Raw genomic sequence first — 19159 nt, 5'->3', positions numbered from 1 at the left:
TTGATCTTTTAATAGCACCATTTAAGCGTGGGCAGATCTTGATTAAATCCATTCTTTAATGGTTTTGAGGAGAAGAAAATAGGACTATCCATTTATCATTTGTGCATAAAAAAACCGGGAACTTTCCCGGTTTTTATAATTGATATAATTCTAATATTACATTCCGGCATCAGCTCCGGCTCCAACTGTACCTGTATTACCAACAGTGAATCCTCCTGGTGTGGCAGTATTAGCACTGTTTCCTACGAAACGGTCTTCACCTGTGGTGGTATCATACCCATAGGTTTCAGGCATATCTTCTGTTCCGTCAGGTGTATATGTATATTGCTGGTCAGCAGGGCTGTCCGTATACAATCTTGGATAATAAGTTTGTCCTGTCTGGTAATTATAGTCTTCATTAAAACGAGCAGTAACATCAGTTTGCGCCCCTGGCTCAATATATTCGCTAACTCCAATCTGTTCATCATAGTTAGGTGTACCGTCTTCATTTTCACCGTAAAGGCCAATATATCCACCGGTAGTTCCAGTATTTACATTGCTGAAAGTAACATCACCTTCTTCCGTTACCATTTGATCGTCATCTCCATATATACTTGGAGCGGTAGTGTTCACGGTTTGTGTTACATCTGCACCCATGGAGTCTGCAACAGGCTCATCTATTCCTTCATCGTAAGTACCCATTGTTCCCTGGTTCGGGTTATCTGAGTAGAGAGAAACGTCAAAGTCATCGCCATCAACATTTCCAGTTAGGTTTGCGTCTTGATTTAACTGAATTCTTACTTCTCCGTCTTCATCATCTTCAATTAGATAAGGATCGGCTGCCATAGATTGGTCATCAGTGTTTGTTACCACGATCCAACTATCCTGTCCAACTGTTGCATCTTCTAAGATAAGCGTATTTCCGGAAAGAGTTTGATCACTTGCGGTGATGCTTCCGGTTGGATCTGGCATTGGCTCTGGATCAACTCCAGCATCATCATCATCACTACAACTTGCCAGTCCTGCAGAAAGGACCAATGCGAAGAAGTATCTACTGTACTTTTCAAAATTAATCATCGATTTCATAGATTCCTTTATTTTATAGTTAATAAATATTGACTTCAAAATTGTAAAAATTTAATGCTGCGGTAAAATTTTGGAGACTGTTTAATCTTACTTTAACTCGAATCTTAAAGCGGTTTAAAAATTAGTTTAGATAATGGGAAGTATTGTGAAAAAGCGTTAACCATAAAGTACTCCTTAACCTACGTTTTTACTGGAAAAACGCAATTTCCGTTGCAAAAAAGACATCCATAAAAAAAGCCTGCCACTAAAAAATGGCAGGCTTCTACATTTGTTAAGGGTAATTATCCTTTAGCAATAGGATTTAATATTAAATCTATTCGCTCCAGCGCATCCTGTAAATGATATTTGGTTAACGTATCACCAGAATTGTAAACGGAATTTCTTATCTGCCTTTGGAGGGCTTTAAGTTCTCCACGTACTACCGGACGTATATCACTTTGGGCAACATCTATACTGCTCTGCGTAACCCAATTTCTATATCGCGCAGGAATCTCTGCCTGTTCTTTGGTCATTAAGTATTCCATCCTGTCCAGGTAAGCCCGCTGAAGGTTCCTACGGTACCTGTCTGTTTTTCCTCCTGAAGATAGTTCGCTCCAGATTCCTTTTCTAAGATCGGTCATCATGTTTAGTAGGCTATAAGCTTCGCTACCGTTCACTTCTTCGTTTTCCATTAAACGAGCCATTCTTCCGAAATCGAGGATATTATTGAGCGCACGTTCCTGCATACTTCTTATCCTTTCAATATTTCCGTCGAATTCAACTTTATTAAAGATATTAGGATCCATAAGCCATTCAGGAGTTTCAAAGAGCTGAGTGTGCAAAAAGTTCATAGCTTTTTGCTGTTTCTCTTTGTCTACATGAGTATAAACTGCACCTTCCTGATCGTAGGTTTTGTAATTTTCATAAATTCCTCCAATATTGGCTGCGACATGTCCCATGTACCTGTTGTACTGGGCTACAACCTGACCGTAGAGGTCATCAAGATCTTCATAGTCTTTTCCGTCTTCTGCAGTCCATTCCAATAGGTTTGGAAGGATACGCTTTAGGTTTTTAATTCCGTATTCGCTTGCAAGAACAGCATCGTCACCTAAATCTTCGGTTTGTGAACTTGGATCTATTACGCCGCCACCTTGTTGTCTTCCGAAGCGATACATAGGATCACCTGCATGTTCGAGGATCCATTGGTCAAGAATTTCTTTTTCTTCTCTTCCTTCTTTTTCCGGAATAGGACGGTAACCCCACTTGATGGCATATTTATCGTATGGACCGATATTTGGCATTAAAGCGACATCACCATCTCCCGGTTGCGCAATATAGTTAAAACGTGCATAGTCCATAATAGAAGGAGCCGTACCAAATTCTGCCGTAAAAACAGGATCACGCAGTTTTTCTACAGGATAAGCCACGCTGCTTCCCATGTTATGCGGAAGACCAAGTGTGTGCCCAACTTCATGAGACGAAACGAAACGGATTAATCGGCCCATAACTTCATCTTTAAAGGCAACGCCTTGTGCATCTTCGTTAATTGCAGCAGTTTGCACAAAAAACCAGTTTCTTAGCAAAGTCATCACGTTATGGTACCAGTTAATATCAGATTCCAGGATTTCTCCTGAACGTGGATCACTAACGTGAGGTCCGTTTGCATTTGGAATAGGGGAAGCCAGGTAGCGAACTACAGAATAGCGCACATCTTCAGGGCTCCAGTCCGGATCTTCTTCTTTAGAAGGTGGATCTTTGGCGATAATTGCATTTTTAAAGCCTGCTTCTTCAAAGGCTACCTGCCAGTCTTCTATCCCCTGTTCGATATAAGGAACCCATTTTCGCGGAGTGGCTCTATCGATGTAATATACAATTGGTTCTTTTGGTTCTACAAGCTCGCCTCTTTCGAACTTCTCCATGTCTTCCTCTTTTACCTCAAGTCTCCAACGATCTAAATAGCGGACTTCCTCACTTTTTTGTGCATCCAGACCATAATCTGTCTGTTCTCGCGCGAACCAGCCAACACGCTGGTCAAAATAGCGACGTTCCATGGGCTCTTTTGGCAGTAAAATCATGGAATTACTAAATTCTAAAGAAATAGAACCTAAACTGCTGTTAGAAGGAGGATTTCCTGCGTTGTAGGTTTTTACGTGCCGTACCTCTACATTTTCTGGATAACTTCTTATGGTATCGATATAAGAACGATCCTCGTCCAGGCGGGAGACCTTGTATTCCTTTCTCTCATCATCCTGAAGGCCCAGCGCCATAATATCTTTGGTGTAAAGTGCAGTAACGTCAATAACCACGTTATTATACACCGAATCTTTTCTTACAGTCTGAATAGGAAACTTCTGAAGGATTGGCTCAAAGTTGGAGTTCACGACAGCCTCGTGCACCGGTAAAGAATCTGCTGCGTACACTTCATAAGAAACTACGCGAAGCAAAACATCGTCCCCTTTCTTTTCCCATTTATGAACCTGAGTATTTTGTTTTCCACCACCAAAGCCAATTCCGCTGGCAGTTTTCGCAATCCGGGTAACCGTGAGCATTTCGCGATTAAAGAGACTGTCCGGAATTTCATAATAATATTTATCGTCCACTTTATGTACCGTGAACATGCCTTCATCAGTTCTTGCTTCTTTAGTAATTACTTTTTTGTAAGGCTTTAGCTTGTCTTTGCTTTTGGCTTCTGTATTTTCTGAAGTTTGAGCATTTTCAGTTTTTCCTGCCTGAAAAACAGCACAACCGGAAACAGATACAGACAAAGCCACAAGTAGCGCCTTGTAAGAAAAATTTTTAATCATGAATTTGTTAATTGAGGGTTTGTTTAATTAACCGGAGATCTGAATTATAAAAAAAGATGATCTCCTGGTGTTTCTTTGACTTGTCAAAGCCTGAATGGTTTAAAAATTAGTTGAAAAATATGAATTGGGGAAAGGGTACAAAGATAACTTAATTGGAATTTTATTAAAGGAAGATGTCTGTTTCTGTAAATCTTGCTATGTATAAAGTTGATACTACTTTGAAGGACAGTGTGATAATCATTTGTTAAGTTCTGTTTAAGAATGGGAAAAATGGTATTTACTGATTAAATTGAAGAGTAAATAAATAATTGAGTTATGAAAAAAGTAGTGCAATTAGTGGCCCAAAAAGCAGGAATTACAGAATCACAGGCAGAAACTGCAGTGAGAACGGTAGCATCTTTTCTTAAAGATAGATTACCGCCTGGAATTGCAGGGCAGGTAGATAATTATCTTAATAAGGATGAACCTGACGGAGAAAATAAGGATGGAAAAAAATCTGATGATGGTTTAGGTGGAATTGGGAATAAAATTAGTGGAGCCTTTGGTCCAAAATAAGCAGCAGATGGGAAAATTTGGGTGATACATAAAGTTAAAGATGTTAATCTCTGAATTTTAGGCTTCTTAAAATTTATGTATGTTCCATTCTGGACCGGGAAATTTTTCTATAATTAAATTTAGGCTCATAGTGTTTTTCCAAAAATGTACGAGACCAGAAATGTCTTTTGAGAATGAAAATGGGATCTTTAACTGCAAATTCAGGAATAAAGTGATAGTTGTCAATTCCAATTTTCTGGTAGAAGCTTTTCGCCTTTTTGCCAAATCCGAGTTCTGTGGCTGCAACAATTACCGCTGTTCTCTGGCATTTTGATCCTCTAAAATGGGCAGCAATGCGTGTATGAAACCCATAGATATAAAATTGATCCTTAATTTTTTTATAATCCTGGTATCTTGACCAGCCATCCATTATTATCAGAAAAACATGAACAAAGGAAAACAAAAAACAGATGCCCCAAAAAATAATACTCCAGAGGCGGCTTTCCAGCAAAGCAATTTTCAGAAGTCTTCCAAAGAGATATGATTCTGCCATGAAAAGCAATAGCGAATAATAAAGATACTGTCCAACCCGAAGGTAAGAAATAAAAAGAGGGGGTTGTTTAGGTATATCTACTACTTTCACCCTTTTAAGATAGTAAAAAAAATATCAGTCCCTGATGGTGGGATAAAGAGAACCAGCATTTAGTTTTATTAAATGAAAAACTAAATGCTGGTTTATTTTTTAAAGAGCGAAATTTTGGTTTTGAAAGCCTAAAACCACTTTTCAACATCTTCCAGTTGCAGGGCGGCTATAGGCAATTTGTTCTTTTTCCTCAGCCCATTAAGTTTTTGATGTACTTGGGTAGGTTTATTTTCTTTTAGTTTAGCAACGCTTACAAATTCATGCATCACCACATCCACCCATTCCTGCGGAACTCCGATTTTAATAAAATCTTCCGGTTTCGGGGTTGGAGCTTTTTTCTCTGGTTTCATTTGCGGAAAGAACAATACTTCCTGGATGGATTGTTTATTGGTTAAAAACATGATCAACCTGTCCATACCAATTCCCAGTCCCGAAGTTGGTGGCATTCCGTATTCCAGTGCACGAAGAAAGTCGTCGTCGATAAACATTGCCTCGTCATCTCCTTTTTCAGAAAGCTTCAGTTGTTCCTCGAAACGCTCGCGCTGGTCTATAGGATCATTTAATTCAGAATAGGCGTTGGCAATTTCTTTTCCGCAGACCATTAGCTCAAAGCGCTCCGTCAATTCCGGATTGTCACGATGTTCCTTACAAAGCGGACTCATTTCCTTGGGATAATCTGTAATAAAAGTCGGCTGGATAAAGTTGCCTTCGCATTTTTCCCCAAAGATTTCATCGATAAGTTTTCCTTTGCCCATGGTATCATCTACCTCGATTCCCATTTCTTTGGCAGCTTCAAAAAGCTCTTTTTCAGATTTTCCGGTAACATCATAACCGGTAAATTCTTTAATGGCATCTATCATGGTAATGCGCTTATAAGGAGCTTTAAAATCTACCTGGTGCTTTCCAAAAGTTGCCTCTGTTGTGCCATTAACGGCAATGGCACAATGCTCCAGAAGTTTTTCGGTAAAATCCATCATCCAGTTGTAGTCTTTATATGCTACGTAAATCTCCATTGCGGTAAATTCCGGATTATGGGTTCTGTCCATTCCTTCATTTCTGAAGTTTTTCGAAAACTCATAAACTCCGTCAAAACCCCCAACAATTAGGCGCTTTAAATACAACTCATTTGCGATTCTTAAGTAAAGCGGAATATCAAGTGCGTTGTGATGCGTGATAAATGGCCGCGCCGCAGCACCTCCGGGAATAGATTGTAGGATTGGCGTTTCAACTTCAAAATAACCTTTGTCGTTGAAGAAATTCCGCATTGCATTAAATAACTTCGTACGTTTTATAAAAACTTCCTTCACCTGCGGATTCACAGCCAGGTCGGCATAACGCTGGCGGTAACGATGTTCAGGATCTTTAAAACCATCATGAGTATTACCTTCTTTATCGGTTTTAGGAAGCGGGAGCGGGCGTAAAGATTTGCTCAGCAAGCTGTAATCTTTTACCATTACCGTCATCTCCCCAACTTTAGTTTTAAAAAGTTCCCCTTCTATTCCTATAAAATCACCAATATCGAGCAGCTTCTTGTAAACATCATTGTATTTACTTTTATCCTCATCTGGGCAAATTTCATCGCGGTTAAAATAAACCTGAATTTTTCCTTTTGAATCCTGCAATTCCGCAAACGAGGCTTTTCCCTGGATCCGTCGCGACATTAACCGACCTGCGATGACCACTTTTTTTCCTTCCTCAAAATTGGACTTTATTTCAGAAGTAGTGTGGTCCACCGGGAAAAGTTCGGCTGGATAAGGATTGATTCCGGATTTTCTAAGGGCAGATAGTTTTTCCCTTCTTACAATTTCCTGTTCAGATAGCTGCATGATGTTATTTTGTCAATTATTGCCCGGCTTATACCTTTGGCAGGTGCAAATATAATGACAATCAGGCTATCCACCAATCCCAGTGAAAGCCGAAATTTTAATTCTATCTTTGTGCCGAAAAATTAGAGTAAAATGAGTATCTGGCGCGTTGTCTTATCGGTTTTATTTCCTCCGCTGGCGGTCTATGACAAAGGTTGTGGTTCAATAGTGATTGTTCTTATCCTTACACTCTTAGGCTGGATCCCGGGTGTAATTGCCGCGTTAATTATTCTGAATAATCCAAAGAGCTAGAAAAATGAACAGAAAAGTTGAAATTCAAAGGCTGGGATTAAAAGATTACAAGGAAACCTGGGAGTACCAGGAAAAGTTGTTTAAAGCGACTTTGGATCTAAAAATTAAAAACCGCAGAGAAAACGCTACGGAACCGACTTCAAATTATCTTTTGCTTGTCGAGCATCCACACGTTTATACTTTAGGAAAAAGTGGTGACGCTGCGAATTTGCTGATTTCTGAAGAAGAACTGAAGCAGAAAAACGCCAGTTTTTACAAAATAAATCGGGGAGGCGATATCACCTATCACGGCCCCGGGCAGTTGGTGGCTTATCCAATTCTCGATCTGGATAATTTTTTTACGGATATTCATAAATATTTACGGTTGCTGGAAGAGGCTGTGATTCTCACGTTAAAAGAATACGGATTAAAAGCTGAAAGAAGTGAAGGCGAAACGGGAGTTTGGCTTGATATAAATACACCATTTGCAAGAAAAATTTGTGCGATGGGGGTAAGGGCAAGCCGCTGGGTGACCATGCATGGGCTTGCACTTAATGTGAATTCCGATCTTGGATATTTTGATAATATTGTTCCCTGTGGAATTAAAGATAAAGCGGTTACTTCTTTAAACGTAGAATTAGGTAAAAAAGAGATTCCGTTGCCTGAAGTTCAGGAGAAATTATTAAAACATTTCGCAGATCTTTTTGAGGCGGAGTTGGTGGAATAATTAAAACTTATAGTATAACAGTGCCTTATCATCTCCTTCTACTACAAATTCCAGGTTTCTATCGAGGTCTGCATTATTAAGATCGATTTGAGAAGTACCATAAACCGGAAAACCTTCTAAAAGTTCAGCGTTGGAATTAAAGAGATAAACCCGTTTCGCCTGGGTATCTGTCACCGAAATTAAAACCCGGTTATTCACGTAAAAAATCTGAGGTTCGGTATATAGTCCAAAATCAAGCTCTACTTTCTTTCCTTCTATTGTCAAAATATTATCCGAAAGCGTTAGTATAGTTTTTGGAGTAGAGTTTAGGTAGTGATTTTCGGCAAGATTTCGGTTTTCTTTTTGCACTTTTCCTTGCTGACTAATACTTATTAATTCCCCTGTCGTACTTGTGGAAATAAATTTTCCGTTGTATTCATACCACTCATTTCCTGATAATTCAAAAATTTCGGTTACCGGAACACGTACATCACCCTGCCGGCTCAGAATATTAATTTTTCCGGACGCTTCAGATACCAGGATGTAATCTTTGGTGCCAATTCTAATGTGCTTCGGCGAATTTTTAATTTCTGAAGTAGCTTTGCTGAAGTCAAAACCTTTAACAGCTTTCCCGTCTCCATTGTACATATAGACTCTGTCTCCCTGTGTGACCAGAAATCGATATTTTCTATTATTATCGTAATCGAAGACTGATAGTGGCTGGGTAATAGGATCATTAAATTGAAGAGGGAAAGGTTTCACCGTGTTCCCATTCCTGTCCAGAACCTGCACAGAATTCTGTGTACTAAATGCAAGCTGAAATTTGCCATTTTTGAAGAGGTCTACTTCATGAATAATTCCGGTAATCCTGCTTTCTAAAGTCTTCTTCCAGTAAATGTTATTCTTGTTGGAGATGAGGTAGAGCGTGTTATTTACATCCTGCACCGCAATATCCATCTGATTTGTAAGATGATTTTTGAAGAAAAATGGTCGGGTAGCCAGTTCCGCTTCCAGGGAGACAGAGAATACTTCTTCAGGGGCTGCGCCGGACACTTGTGTTTGTTCCGATGCTTGTAAAATCCCATGAATATGAGCAAAATCGTCTTCCTGGACGAATTGTATTGCGCCAATACGATAATCACCAAGTTCCATATTAAGGACATCAGCTTTTAATTCTTCCGCAACACTCCTGGCAAGCAGCGGTAAAAACTGCTTTCCATTTGCAACCAGAAGCATAGAAGATTCTGAAGAAAGTTTCTCCATCGCCTCCCGGTAATATGCTTTTTCACTCAAAGAATTGTCATTCTGAAAATCGGCTATTACTTTTTGTAAATCAGCTAAATTATTGCCAAAAATCAGGAAGTTATTCAGTCTTATAAAGTGCTTCGGATCTTCTATAGTTATTAAAGAAGAAAAACTTCGGCGGAATTCCGGACTTTGATTAATGGTGTAGATTTCTGTATCCCGATAATTGTCATTTTCGGCACTGCTCTTAGAACGCATCTTTTGAAAGGTTTCTTCAATATTAAGGGACTTCAGTATAAAAAGAGAATTCCCGTCCATATATATAAAACCCATTTCATTTACTTCAGAAAAAGGCGCTGTAGCTTCATTAATACTATCTTTCCCTACCTTTTTAAAATTTTTCTGAAGAATTTCCGCATTTTTAAAGGTAAAAGAGAGAAAACCTGAAGCAGAAGAGGGTGTTACCTTTGCAATTTCATTTCTGTTTACTCCCGCACGCTTGAAAATATTCAAAACTGAAGCAGAATCTTCCGCGGTAATGGCAATTCCGTTTATTTTCATTGGTTTTTCTTCCAGTTCTATGTCTACAGCACTCCAATTTGCCATTTTTCGAGCGGAGTTTAACTGAAGAACTTTAAAAAAATTCTGAAAACCTTCAGTAAGTCTATGATTTATAAAAACTGAAGCTTTAGAACGGTCTGTCGCAGCAAATAACTGCTGAAAATTGCCATTTTCGACACCGCTCTTATCTTCGAGACTTTGCTCCAGCACTTGTCGGGAATTGCTGGCCAAAAAATATTCTCCTTTTTCTGAAACATAAGTGCTGACTCCTTCTATAGTATAGTGCTTAATTTGCCAATTTTCGGTCTTATAGGTTTCCAGTGATTTATCACTAATAGAATCAAGATTGATTTTTGGCTCTCCTGTGGTTGCCAGCAGGTAATAGGAACCTTGCTTTTCCAAATCGTGATAACTTATAAGAGTTTCTCCTATACTATCTATGTACTCCAGAAAAATCAGCTGATCCTTAAATTCCTTGAGCTTTGTAGCTTTATTGGATAAAATAGGGTTTGTAGAAACCTGCGCCAAAAATTCTTTTAAATCGGGTGAGTGAATTATGACAGAAGCCTCCTTCTGAATAAAACTTTCGATAGGAAGCTTTTCTTCCGCATCATTTGAGCATGCGGTAAATACTAAGAGGTAAAAAAAGAAGAATACAAGTCTCTTCATCAATATATAGGTTCAAAATTTATGAGTCAAACGTCAGTTCCAGCTGCTCCGGTAAAAGTCTAAAGCTTTTTCTATGGTATTTTGTGATGCCGAATTCTCTTATTGCCGCCCTGTGTTCTAAAGTTGGATAGCCTTTATTTTGTTTCCAGTTATACATGGGAAATTCTTCATGAATTTTCTCCATATAGGCGTCGCGATGCGTTTTTGCAAGAATTGAAGCCGCTGCAATACTTAGATATTTGCCATCTCCTTTAATAATACAGTCATGAGAAACGTTTTTATAAGGCTTAAATCTGTTTCCATCTACTAAAATATGTTCGGGACAGTTAGATAGTTTTTCGATGGCGCGGTGCATGGCAAGAATGGAAGCATTCAGGATATTAATTTCATCAATTTCGTCCATAAAAACATGTGATACACCGAAACACACGGCTCGCCTCTCAATCTCATTTTTTAAAATATTACGATTTTTAAGGCTTGTTTTTTTCGAATCATTTAAAAGCACGTGTTTAAAATTACGAGGAAGTAAAACAGCAGCAGCAGTGACCGGTCCTGCAAGACATCCGCGGCCTGCTTCATCTGTTCCTGCTACACTAAAAGAAGATTTAAATTTTTTAAGCATATTTAAGAATTATGCGCTAACGTTTTCGATGCCAAATTTAACAAAATATCCGATGAACACAGAGTTATGTGGAGGTTTTAAGAAATTAAAAATCAAATATATTTTGTTTTATTAGTAATTTATTATGATTTTTGGCGCAGGCTAATTCAAATTAAATAATAATGAAAAGAAGATTAAATGGAATGCTGACGCTGTTACTGGCGTTGGTCGTGCAAATTACGTTTGCGCAGGAAAAAACTGTCACCGGTACAGTTACAGATGATCAAGGTTTGCCTCTACCCGGGGTGAATGTAATTGTTCAGGGAAGTAACAGGGGTGTTCAGACTGATTTTGATGGGGAATTTAATATTTCTGTAAATGAAGGTCAGGTTTTAGTTTTTAGTTACATTGGTTTTGCTACGCAGGAGATTCCTGTGGGAGCGGGTAGTAGTATTAACGTTGAACTTGATGTTGATGCTGCAGCTTTGGAAGAAGTGGTGGTGACTGGTTATAGTACCAGTACAAAGCAGTCTTTTACCGGTAGTGCGAAAACTGTTGATGCCGAGTTGTTAAACCGAAAAAACGTTTCTAACGTTGCTCAGGCCTTAACTGGTGAAGTTGCCGGTGTTAGGGTAATCAACAATTCAGGACAGCCGGGTAGTACGCCTAATATACGTATAAGGGGTATTGGTTCTGTAAATGGTAACACTTCTCCGCTTTACGTGGTTGACGGGGTTCCTTATGCAGCTAATAATCCTGGTACTGCAGATAATCCTGCGGGGGATGTAAGTCTTGCCGGTATTAACCCGGAGGATATTGCGTCTACCACTATTCTTAAAGATGCCGCTGCAACCGCTATTTACGGTGCTCGTGGGGCAAATGGTGTTGTTGTAATTACTACCAGGAAAGGTAGGGCTGGAAGATCTGCCATTGAGGTTAGTACAAGAAGTGGTGTTAACGTAAACCTTTTACCTCGTTATAACACTATAGATTCTCCAGAGCAGTATATTGCTCTTGGATGGGAAGGTCTTTACAACCGTGGTGTTGCCAGTGGTAGTACAGATCCTGTTGGTTACGCTAATGCCAGACTGTTTTCTAGAAGTGGTGTTCAGACACAATATAATTTGTGGAATGTCGCTAATGGTGGTGAGTTAATTGATCCTGAGACAAGAATGGTACGACCTGGTGTAACAAGACGTTACGATCCGGAAGACTGGGAAGATTATGGTTTTCAGACTTCGACACGTAATGAAGCTAACCTTAAAATTAGCGGTGGAAGTGAAACTACTAGTTATTATTCATCTGTCGGTTATCTTAAGGATGTGGGTTATATCATTGATTCAGATTTTGAGAGGATCTCCGGGCGTTTAAATTTGACCCATCAGGTTAAAGACTGGCTTTCCGGTTCTGTAAACATGGGGTACTCACTTTCAGAAACAAATAATAATGGACAGTCTGAAGACTCTGGTAGTGTATTCTGGTTTGTAGATAACATTCCATCAATCTACCCTTTGTTCCTGCGTGATGCAGATGGTAACATAGTAAACGATCCAATTTATGGTGGTCCACAGTACGATTATGGTCAGGGACGTGGTTTTGGAGCGCTTACCAATTCTATTGCAGACGCTAATTTTAGCGGCAGTAACTCAAAAAGACATGAAATCAATACCAATGCTTTCTTAAAGGCAGATATTACCGAAGGGTTAAGTTTAGAAACCAGATTTGGTACACAGTACTATAACGACAGCTTTAATAGTCTTCAAAATCCGTTCTACGGTCCTAGTGCTGGTCAGGGAGGTTCTATTTACAAAGAGAAAACAGAGCTCTTTACTTATAACTTTCTACAGTTGTTGAGATATAGCAAGAGTTTTGGTGGACATTCAATAGATGCTCTTGTTGCTCATGAAAGTAATTCCTGGGCAAGACAGACATTATTTGCATCCAAAAATAATCTTGTAAATCCTGATGGAACAGAATTAAATAATGCTGTTGTGAATAGTTCACCTCCGGGATCTTATACAGATGATTTCACACTTGAAAGTTTCTTTGGACAGATTAACTATAACTTTGATGATAAATATTTTCTTTCTGCTAGTGCCAGAAGGGATGGTTCTTCAAGATTCCTTGGTGATAATAAATGGGATAACTTTGGATCTGTAAGTGGTGCATGGGTACTTTCGAATGAAGGTTTTATGCAGGATCAGGGACTGTTTACATTCTTAAAACTAAAAGCCAGTTATGGTCTTATCGGGGAGCAAGGTGGCGTAGGTTTCTATCCTGGATATGACAGGTTTGACATTGGAAACTTAAATGATCAACCTTCTTTTGCTTTTGATGAAGTAGGTAACCCTGACCTTACATGGGAAACTTCAAAAATGTTCCAGACAGGTATAGAATTTAGCCTGGGAAGATTCCTTGATGGATCTGTAGATTATTATAGGAAGAACACTGATGATCTTCTTTTTGAAAGGAGAATTCAGCCATCCAGTGGTAGAGCAATTATTACAGTAAATGGTGGTGAATTGCTGAACCAGGGTGTTGAATTTGATCTTACAGGACATATTATTAAAACTACCAATGCTTATTTTGATGTTAGTGTAAATGGGGAGTTTATTGAAAACGAATTATTAGAAATGCCTATAGATCCTACTACAGGAGAGCCAAAAGTTTTAGATCAGCAAGGTTTATATGGTAGGTCTGCTGGGCATTCTATTTATGACTTCTACACGAGGGATTATGTAGGTGTGGATCCTGCAGATGGTACTTCTCTTTGGAAAGTATTTTATGTTGATGGAAACGGAAACGGTACTTTTCAACCTGGTGAGCAAATTTCAAACATGTTAAATTATTTGCAAGATAACCCAGATGTGGAAGAAAGTGACATCATGGAGTCGACCACAAAGGTTTATGGACAGGCTACACAACATTATACAGGCCAGTCTGCAATCCCGGATGTGCGTGGTGCATTTAATTTAATTGCAGGATATAAAGGTTTCAGCTTAAGTGCGCAGTTCCTATACAGTATTGGAGGATATTCTTATGATGGGGCTTATGCAGGATTAATGGGGAATGATGTTGTTGGTAATAATAACTGGCATACCGATATTTTTAACAGATGGCAGCAACCTGGAGATATGACAAATGTTCCACGATTATCAAATGATTTGGACCAGAATGTAAATTCGTCTTCAACAAGATTCTTAACTAAGGCAGATTATCTTGCGTTAAATAACGTACAACTTGCTTACAGTGTTCCAGGTGCTTTTACTGAACAAATGGGGTTGAATAATTTAACAATTTCTCTTAGTGGTGATAATTTATTCCTGTTATCTGAAAGGGATGGATTTAACCCTTCTACTGCAGAGGCCGGAGAATCTGATACTTATAGATACTCTCCGCTTTCAACATTTACTGCAGGAGTAAGAGTAAACTTTTAATTAAAAAAAATTGAAAATGAAAATTAAATATTATATAGGAATAGCTATCGCCTCTCTTGCTTTTACCGGCTGTAGCGAAGATTTTCTGGAAACTGAACCAACAGAGTTTGTTTCCAGCAGGCAAATTGCTGAATATTCTGATAAAAATCCAGGTTTGCGGGCAGCAAACATGGCCGGTATTTATTCATTAATGTTCAATACCGGAACAGGTGGAACAGATTTAGATCATGATGATTTTGGACAAAAGAGTTATGATATCTATGGTGATCTTCTTTCTGCAGATATGGTTATGGGAGGAGTTACTTACGGTTGGTATACCGGTATCTCTCAAATGCAATCTACCATAGATTACACAGATATTGATAATTATAAGCCGTGGAGGTATTATTACAGGATTATTTTTTCAGCTAACCAGGTCATTGATGGCTATGGTGGTAATGATGCTGTTCCTGAATCTGATGAAGGAAAAGCCATTATGGGGCAGGCAAAAGCTATGAGAGCCTACGGTTATTTCTACCTCGCGCAATATTTTTCTGAAGAATACAATCCTTCAGAGCCTATTTTGCCTCTATACACAACAATAGCAATTGAAGCTCAGCCTTTAAGCCCGACTTCAGAAGTTTATGATCTTATGATTTCTGATTTAGAGGATGCTATATCCCTTTTGGAAGGATTTAACAGATCAGGAAAACACCAGGTAAACAAAGAAGTTGCCCAGGGATTGTTAGCCTATGTTTATGCCGCCATGGGAAATTATGAGGAGGTGAAAACCGTGACCCAGGATGTTATCGATAATGGTGGTTTTTCGATTATGACTGCGGAAGAGGTAGCCAGGGCACAACATGATGGTCCTGATACAGATCCTTATGGAGGTGGTTTTAACGACGTAAGTAATGCAGGATGGATGTGGGGTATGGATATTACTCTTGACCAGGGACTTGATTTAGTTTCCTGGTGGGGTCAGGTTGACCTTTATACCTATAGCTATGCCTGGGCAGGTGATCCAAAACTTATAGATGCAAATTTATATGCCGAAATTCCTGCAGACGATGTTCGTAAGGCTCAGTTTGACGGTAATCTTTACCCAACCGGTAAATTTTATGCACCTGCACGTGCAATTGGGGGTCAGCGTAACATTGAAACAGATTACCTCTATATGAGGGTTGCTGAAATGTATTTATTGCATGCTGAAGCTGCTGCTAAAACAGGTGATGAAGCAGAAGCCAGGGAAACATTAAAAATGCTTCTTGAAAAAAGACTTGATGATGTTTCTTTTATAGATGATCTTTCCGGAGAGGCACTTGAGGATGAAATTTACCTTCAGACAAGGATTGAACTTTGGGGTGAAGGTAAGAGCTACCTGGCGATGAAGAGAAACATGGCTACGATTACGAGGGGGCCGAATCACCTTTCTCAGGCTGGAGAGTCTATTCCTTATAACGACGATAGATTAACTTTTGAAATTCCGCTTAACGAACTTCAAAACAATCCGCTTATTACTGAATAGTTGACTAAAAAGATGGCACTGGAGGTGTTCTTAGCACCTCCAAAGTCAAATAGTTAATTTCTAATAAAAGATATAATAACATAGTATGAAAAAGTATTTATTAATTATGGCAGCGGTTGTTTCCACTTCTTTCTTTACGGGATGTGAAACAGACGATGAGTTTACCGCGCCCAATTATGCAGCACTCGAAATGAGTCCTGTTGATATAAAAGTTGAACTCGGAGGAAGTACCTCTTACGATGTTAATGTTTATACTGCTGACGTTGTTGGTAATGATAGAACATTTGATGTTGTAGTAAGGAACTCCAGTACCATGAGTTCTGCGGCATATGCAGTTCCTGCAACAGTTACAGTACCGGGTGGTACTAATGAAGGTACCTTTACAGTAAATGTTGATGACGTGGATTTTCGTCCTAATGGCGAAAGCTTGATTTTGGGGATTGCTCGAGAAGATGGAGGTTTTGTTGGGGATGACTTTCAATTAAATGTATCCTGGTCGTGTGACAACCCATTGGTAATAGATTTTGTATTTGACGACTACGCAAGTGAAGCTACGTGGGATGTTACAGATGCTGAAGGAGATATTCTTTTATCAGGTGGTGGTTTTGCAGATGGAGCTGCATCTGCTACTGTGGAAAGATGTCTTTCTGATGGGGATTATACCTTTACAGTTTATGATTCTTACGGAGATGGACTTTCCGCAGATGGTTCTGTAACTCTTAGTTTTTCCGGTGAGGATCTTGTTGTGATTCCTGGTGCTTTTACTACAGAAATGAGTGTAGATTTCACCCTTGGAGAAAATGCTAGTGCAGGTGAGCCTTATGTGAATGTAGATGAAGATGATTCTGAGGAAGACTCTGAAGGAGAAGGCGACGACACAGACGGTTCTGACTCTGATGAAGGCGATGATTCTGATGATTCTGATTCTGATGAAGGAGATGATTCTGACGATTCTGATTCTGACGAAGGAGATGATTCTGAAGGAGACGAGACAGCAGAATAATAAATAGACCAATAATCTGGTTAAAAAACCACCCCTCGGGGTGGTTTTTTTGTTTAAACCATTTTCTGGCTCAATTCATTTAATATTATACTTTTGTGTTATCTCAAAATAAGTAATGAAACAAGTCTTTTTTACTATTACTATACTTTTCGTTTCACTGTATTCACAAGCCCAGGAAAGAACCCTTGCGCGACCCGGGAATAACCCTGATGAAGCTGGAGCGGCACAAGCAGATTCTGTTGCAGTACCTCCCATCGATTTGTACCAGATTATTTCTTATAAAAATGATACTGCTTATGTAGATACCACCCTTAACATTAAAAAAGATTATCGGTTCAATTATCTGCGCAAAGATAATTTCGAACTTTTACCTTTTTCCAATACAGGGCAAACCTACACTTCGCTAAGTCATGACCTGCAATTTGATAAAATCATGCCGCAGTTTGCGGCGCAGGCAAGGCATTTCGGCTTTTTTGAAACTGAGGATATTAATTATTACCGCGTTCCCACACCATTTACAGAAATCTATTTTAAAACCGTTCCCGAGCAGGGGCAGCAGTTGGATGCATTTTTTACTGTAAATACGAGCGATAGACTTAACTTTTCAGTAGCATATAAAGGAGTGCGGGCGCTGGGTAAATATCAGCATATCCTCACCAGTACCGGAATTTTTCGTACCACTGCCAACTATCGTACAGAGAATAATAAGTATCAACTCCGAACCCATTTTGTGTCCCACGATCTTCTGAATGAAGAAAATGGAGGCTTGTCCGAGCAGGCGCTGGAACATTATATAGGAGAGGAAGAGGAATTTGATGATAGGTCTCTTTTAGATGTCCGGTTCGAAAATGCACAAAGTACTTTAAACGGAAAGCGCTTTTATCTGGACCACAAGTATTTTCTAACCAATCCTGCTTCAGATAGTCTCAGCAGCCTATCTCTTGGTCATATTTTCAAGTTTAATTATAAGAAATTTCAGTTTTCGCAGGAATCGGCAGTGCAGGAGGTTTTTGGAAAATCATTTGAGAGCAGTAATCTTCGTGATCAAACGCGGCTCGAAGAAGTATATAACGAAGCCAATGTTGAATTCAGGAATACCGTTCTGGGGAGACTTAAAATCCGCGCAGGATATAACCGTTACAATTATGGATATAACTCGGTTTACATTCTGGAGGATCAAAAAGTCACCAATAGGTTAATCGGCTCCGTAGTTTCTGTGGGGGGTGAATATGAAAAAGATATCGCAGGATTCCATGTTGATGCCAAAGCTTCGTTAAACCTTGGAGATGATTTTTCGGGAAATTTTATAATAGCTAATGCTTCCTATTCGCTCAACGAGGAAAATCAAATAGAATTTGGTTTTAAGCAAAGCAGTCAAAATGCCAATTATAACTACCTGCTTTACCAGAGTGACTATATAAATTATAATTGGCAGAACGATTATGATAATATCAATTCTCAGAATCTCCATTTCAGGATAAATTCTGAGAAACTTTTTGATGCCACAGCAAATCTTACCCAAATTCAGAATTACGCCTACTTTGCGCTGACTGATGTTGGGGTAGTAAAGCCATTTCAGTATGGAGACCAGGTAAGATATCTAAAGTTACGCGCAGAGAGGGAATTCGATTTCGGGAAATTTGGAATGTATCATACGCTCATGTACCAGAATGTTATGGATGGTGCAGATGTGCTTAAATTACCAGATTTCGTAACAAGAAACTCAATTTTTTACCAGGATCACTGGTTTCAAAAAGCCTTATATCTCCAAACAGGATTTACATTTAAGTATTTTTCAAAGTACGAGATGAATGGATATGATCCGGTTCTGGCAGAATTCTTTGTCCAGGATCAGCAAAACTTAGGCGGATTTCCCGTTGTAGACTTCTTTTTCAATGGAAAAGTTCGGCAGACCAGGATTTTCTTTAAGCTGGAGCATCTTAATTCGCTCATAATGGGAAATAATCACTTTTCTGCTCCCGGTTACCCATATACCGATTTTCTCGTCCGTTTCGGATTGGTTTGGAATTTCTTCTTATAAGCTTTTGCTTTTAAGTAGGGCGTTTCCGCTCCCGGAAAAGGTCGCGACCGGGCTATCCGCTGTATCTTATAGCGGTTTTTGGAGAAGGGGAGAAGTATGGGGTATATATAAGGAGGTCGATAATTGCCAAATTAGGGCATAGATTATTTTCCGCTATAAGGATGCCGCTGCTATCCCTAACGCAAAAGGAGTGGAAGAGAAGAGTGAGTCGTGAAGAGTGAAAAGTGAAAAGTGAAAAGTGAAAAGTGAAAAGTGAAAAGTGAAAAGT

General features: G+C 39.2%; 13 protein-coding genes. 7 read left to right on the top strand and 6 right to left on the bottom strand.

Going from position 1 to position 19159, the window contains the following annotated elements; translation table 11 throughout:
- Positions 1-156: 156 nt before the first annotated feature.
- The gene (locus RM541_RS07440) at positions 157-1065 is read right to left on the bottom strand and encodes a DUF7282 domain-containing protein (RefSeq protein WP_311499591.1); all 909 of its coding nucleotides are present in this window, start codon (positions 1063-1065) and stop codon (positions 157-159) included.
- Between the two features lie 281 nt (positions 1066-1346).
- Positions 1347-3848, bottom strand: a complete 2502-nt coding sequence (locus tag RM541_RS07435) for a zinc-dependent metalloprotease (protein ID WP_311499590.1) — start codon at positions 3846-3848, stop codon at positions 1347-1349.
- A gap of 315 nt (positions 3849-4163) precedes the next feature.
- Between RM541_RS07435 and RM541_RS07430 the strand changes: the two genes are divergently transcribed.
- A complete protein-coding gene (locus RM541_RS07430) occupies positions 4164-4403 on the top strand; it encodes a DUF2267 domain-containing protein (RefSeq protein WP_311499589.1) in 240 nt (79 codons plus the stop codon).
- A gap of 73 nt (positions 4404-4476) precedes the next feature.
- Here RM541_RS07430 and RM541_RS07425 read toward each other — a convergent pair whose 3' ends face one another.
- Both RM541_RS07425 and lysS read right to left on the bottom strand, forming a co-directional pair.
- Positions 4477-4935 carry a hypothetical protein gene (locus RM541_RS07425; protein ID WP_311499588.1) on the bottom strand — a complete coding sequence of 153 codons (459 nt, stop codon included), beginning with the start codon at positions 4933-4935 and terminating at the stop codon, positions 4477-4479.
- A 218-nt stretch (positions 4936-5153) separates the two neighbouring features.
- The gene (lysS, locus tag RM541_RS07420) at positions 5154-6851 is read right to left on the bottom strand and encodes a lysine--tRNA ligase (protein ID WP_311499587.1); all 1698 of its coding nucleotides are present in this window, start codon (positions 6849-6851) and stop codon (positions 5154-5156) included.
- Positions 6852-6983: 132 nt separating this feature from the next.
- Here lysS and RM541_RS07415 point away from each other — a divergent pair, with 132 nt between their 5' ends.
- Positions 6984-7142 (top strand): YqaE/Pmp3 family membrane protein, encoded by a 159-nt coding sequence (locus RM541_RS07415; RefSeq protein ID WP_311493920.1) that lies wholly within the window; start codon positions 6984-6986, stop codon positions 7140-7142.
- A 4-nt stretch (positions 7143-7146) separates the two neighbouring features.
- Entirely contained in the window at positions 7147-7848 is a 702-nt protein-coding gene (gene lipB / locus RM541_RS07410; protein ID WP_311499586.1) for a lipoyl(octanoyl) transferase LipB, read from the top strand.
- Here lipB and RM541_RS07405 read toward each other — a convergent pair whose 3' ends face one another.
- Together RM541_RS07405 and rnhB are read right to left on the bottom strand one after the other, a co-directional pair.
- On the bottom strand, positions 7849-10302 hold the full coding sequence (locus tag RM541_RS07405) for a DUF3352 domain-containing protein (RefSeq protein WP_311499585.1): 2454 nt from the start codon (positions 10300-10302) through the stop codon (positions 7849-7851). It abuts the gene before it with no gap.
- A 19-nt stretch (positions 10303-10321) separates the two neighbouring features.
- Positions 10322-10924 carry a ribonuclease HII gene (gene rnhB, locus RM541_RS07400; protein ID WP_311499584.1) on the bottom strand — a complete coding sequence of 201 codons (603 nt, stop codon included), beginning with the start codon at positions 10922-10924 and terminating at the stop codon, positions 10322-10324.
- 161 nt (positions 10925-11085) lie between these two features.
- Between rnhB and RM541_RS07395 the strand changes: the two genes are divergently transcribed.
- The 4 genes from RM541_RS07395 to RM541_RS07380 all read left to right on the top strand — a co-directional run bounded on the left by RM541_RS07395 (position 11086) and on the right by RM541_RS07380 (position 18891).
- The gene (locus RM541_RS07395) at positions 11086-14340 is read left to right on the top strand and encodes a SusC/RagA family TonB-linked outer membrane protein (protein WP_311499583.1); all 3255 of its coding nucleotides are present in this window, start codon (positions 11086-11088) and stop codon (positions 14338-14340) included.
- A 16-nt stretch (positions 14341-14356) separates the two neighbouring features.
- A complete protein-coding gene (locus RM541_RS07390) occupies positions 14357-15847 on the top strand; it encodes a RagB/SusD family nutrient uptake outer membrane protein (protein ID WP_311499582.1) in 1491 nt (496 codons plus the stop codon).
- Between the two features lie 85 nt (positions 15848-15932).
- A complete protein-coding gene (locus RM541_RS07385) occupies positions 15933-16850 on the top strand; it encodes a hypothetical protein (protein WP_311499581.1) in 918 nt (305 codons plus the stop codon).
- Between the two features lie 115 nt (positions 16851-16965).
- Complete coding sequence (locus RM541_RS07380) at positions 16966-18891, top strand: putative porin (protein WP_311499580.1); 1926 nt, start codon at positions 16966-16968, stop codon at positions 18889-18891.
- Positions 18892-19159: the final 268 nt, after the last annotated feature.

This window comes from Autumnicola psychrophila (genome assembly GCF_031846645.1).
Classification (GTDB): Bacteria; Bacteroidota; Bacteroidia; order Flavobacteriales; family Flavobacteriaceae; genus Autumnicola; species Autumnicola psychrophila.
The sequence above is the reverse complement of the archived record's forward strand: the minus strand, read 5'-3'. Positions and strand labels throughout refer to the sequence as shown.

Bases quoted from the DNA above. Each gene is read 5' to 3' on its own strand.
- RM541_RS07430 (WP_311499589.1), top strand. From the start codon at position 4,164: ATGAAAAAAGTAGTGCAATTAGTGGCCCAAAAAGCAGGAATTACAGAA.
- RM541_RS07440 (WP_311499591.1), bottom strand. From the start codon at position 1,065: ATGAAATCGATGATTAATTTTGAAAAGTACAGTAGATACTTCTTCGCA.
- rnhB (WP_311499584.1), bottom strand. From the start codon at position 10,924: ATGCTTAAAAAATTTAAATCTTCTTTTAGTGTAGCAGGAACAGATGAA.
- lysS (WP_311499587.1), bottom strand. From the start codon at position 6,851: ATGCAGCTATCTGAACAGGAAATTGTAAGAAGGGAAAAACTATCTGCC.
- RM541_RS07390 (WP_311499582.1), top strand. From the start codon at position 14,357: ATGAAAATTAAATATTATATAGGAATAGCTATCGCCTCTCTTGCTTTT.
- lipB (WP_311499586.1), top strand. From the start codon at position 7,147: ATGAACAGAAAAGTTGAAATTCAAAGGCTGGGATTAAAAGATTACAAG.
- RM541_RS07415 (WP_311493920.1), top strand. From the start codon at position 6,984: ATGAGTATCTGGCGCGTTGTCTTATCGGTTTTATTTCCTCCGCTGGCG.
- RM541_RS07395 (WP_311499583.1), top strand. From the start codon at position 11,086: ATGAAAAGAAGATTAAATGGAATGCTGACGCTGTTACTGGCGTTGGTC.
- RM541_RS07385 (WP_311499581.1), top strand. From the start codon at position 15,933: ATGAAAAAGTATTTATTAATTATGGCAGCGGTTGTTTCCACTTCTTTC.
- RM541_RS07405 (WP_311499585.1), bottom strand. From the start codon at position 10,302: ATGAAGAGACTTGTATTCTTCTTTTTTTACCTCTTAGTATTTACCGCA.
- RM541_RS07435 (WP_311499590.1), bottom strand. From the start codon at position 3,848: ATGATTAAAAATTTTTCTTACAAGGCGCTACTTGTGGCTTTGTCTGTA.
- RM541_RS07425 (WP_311499588.1), bottom strand. From the start codon at position 4,935: ATGGCAGAATCATATCTCTTTGGAAGACTTCTGAAAATTGCTTTGCTG.
- RM541_RS07380 (WP_311499580.1), top strand. From the start codon at position 16,966: ATGAAACAAGTCTTTTTTACTATTACTATACTTTTCGTTTCACTGTAT.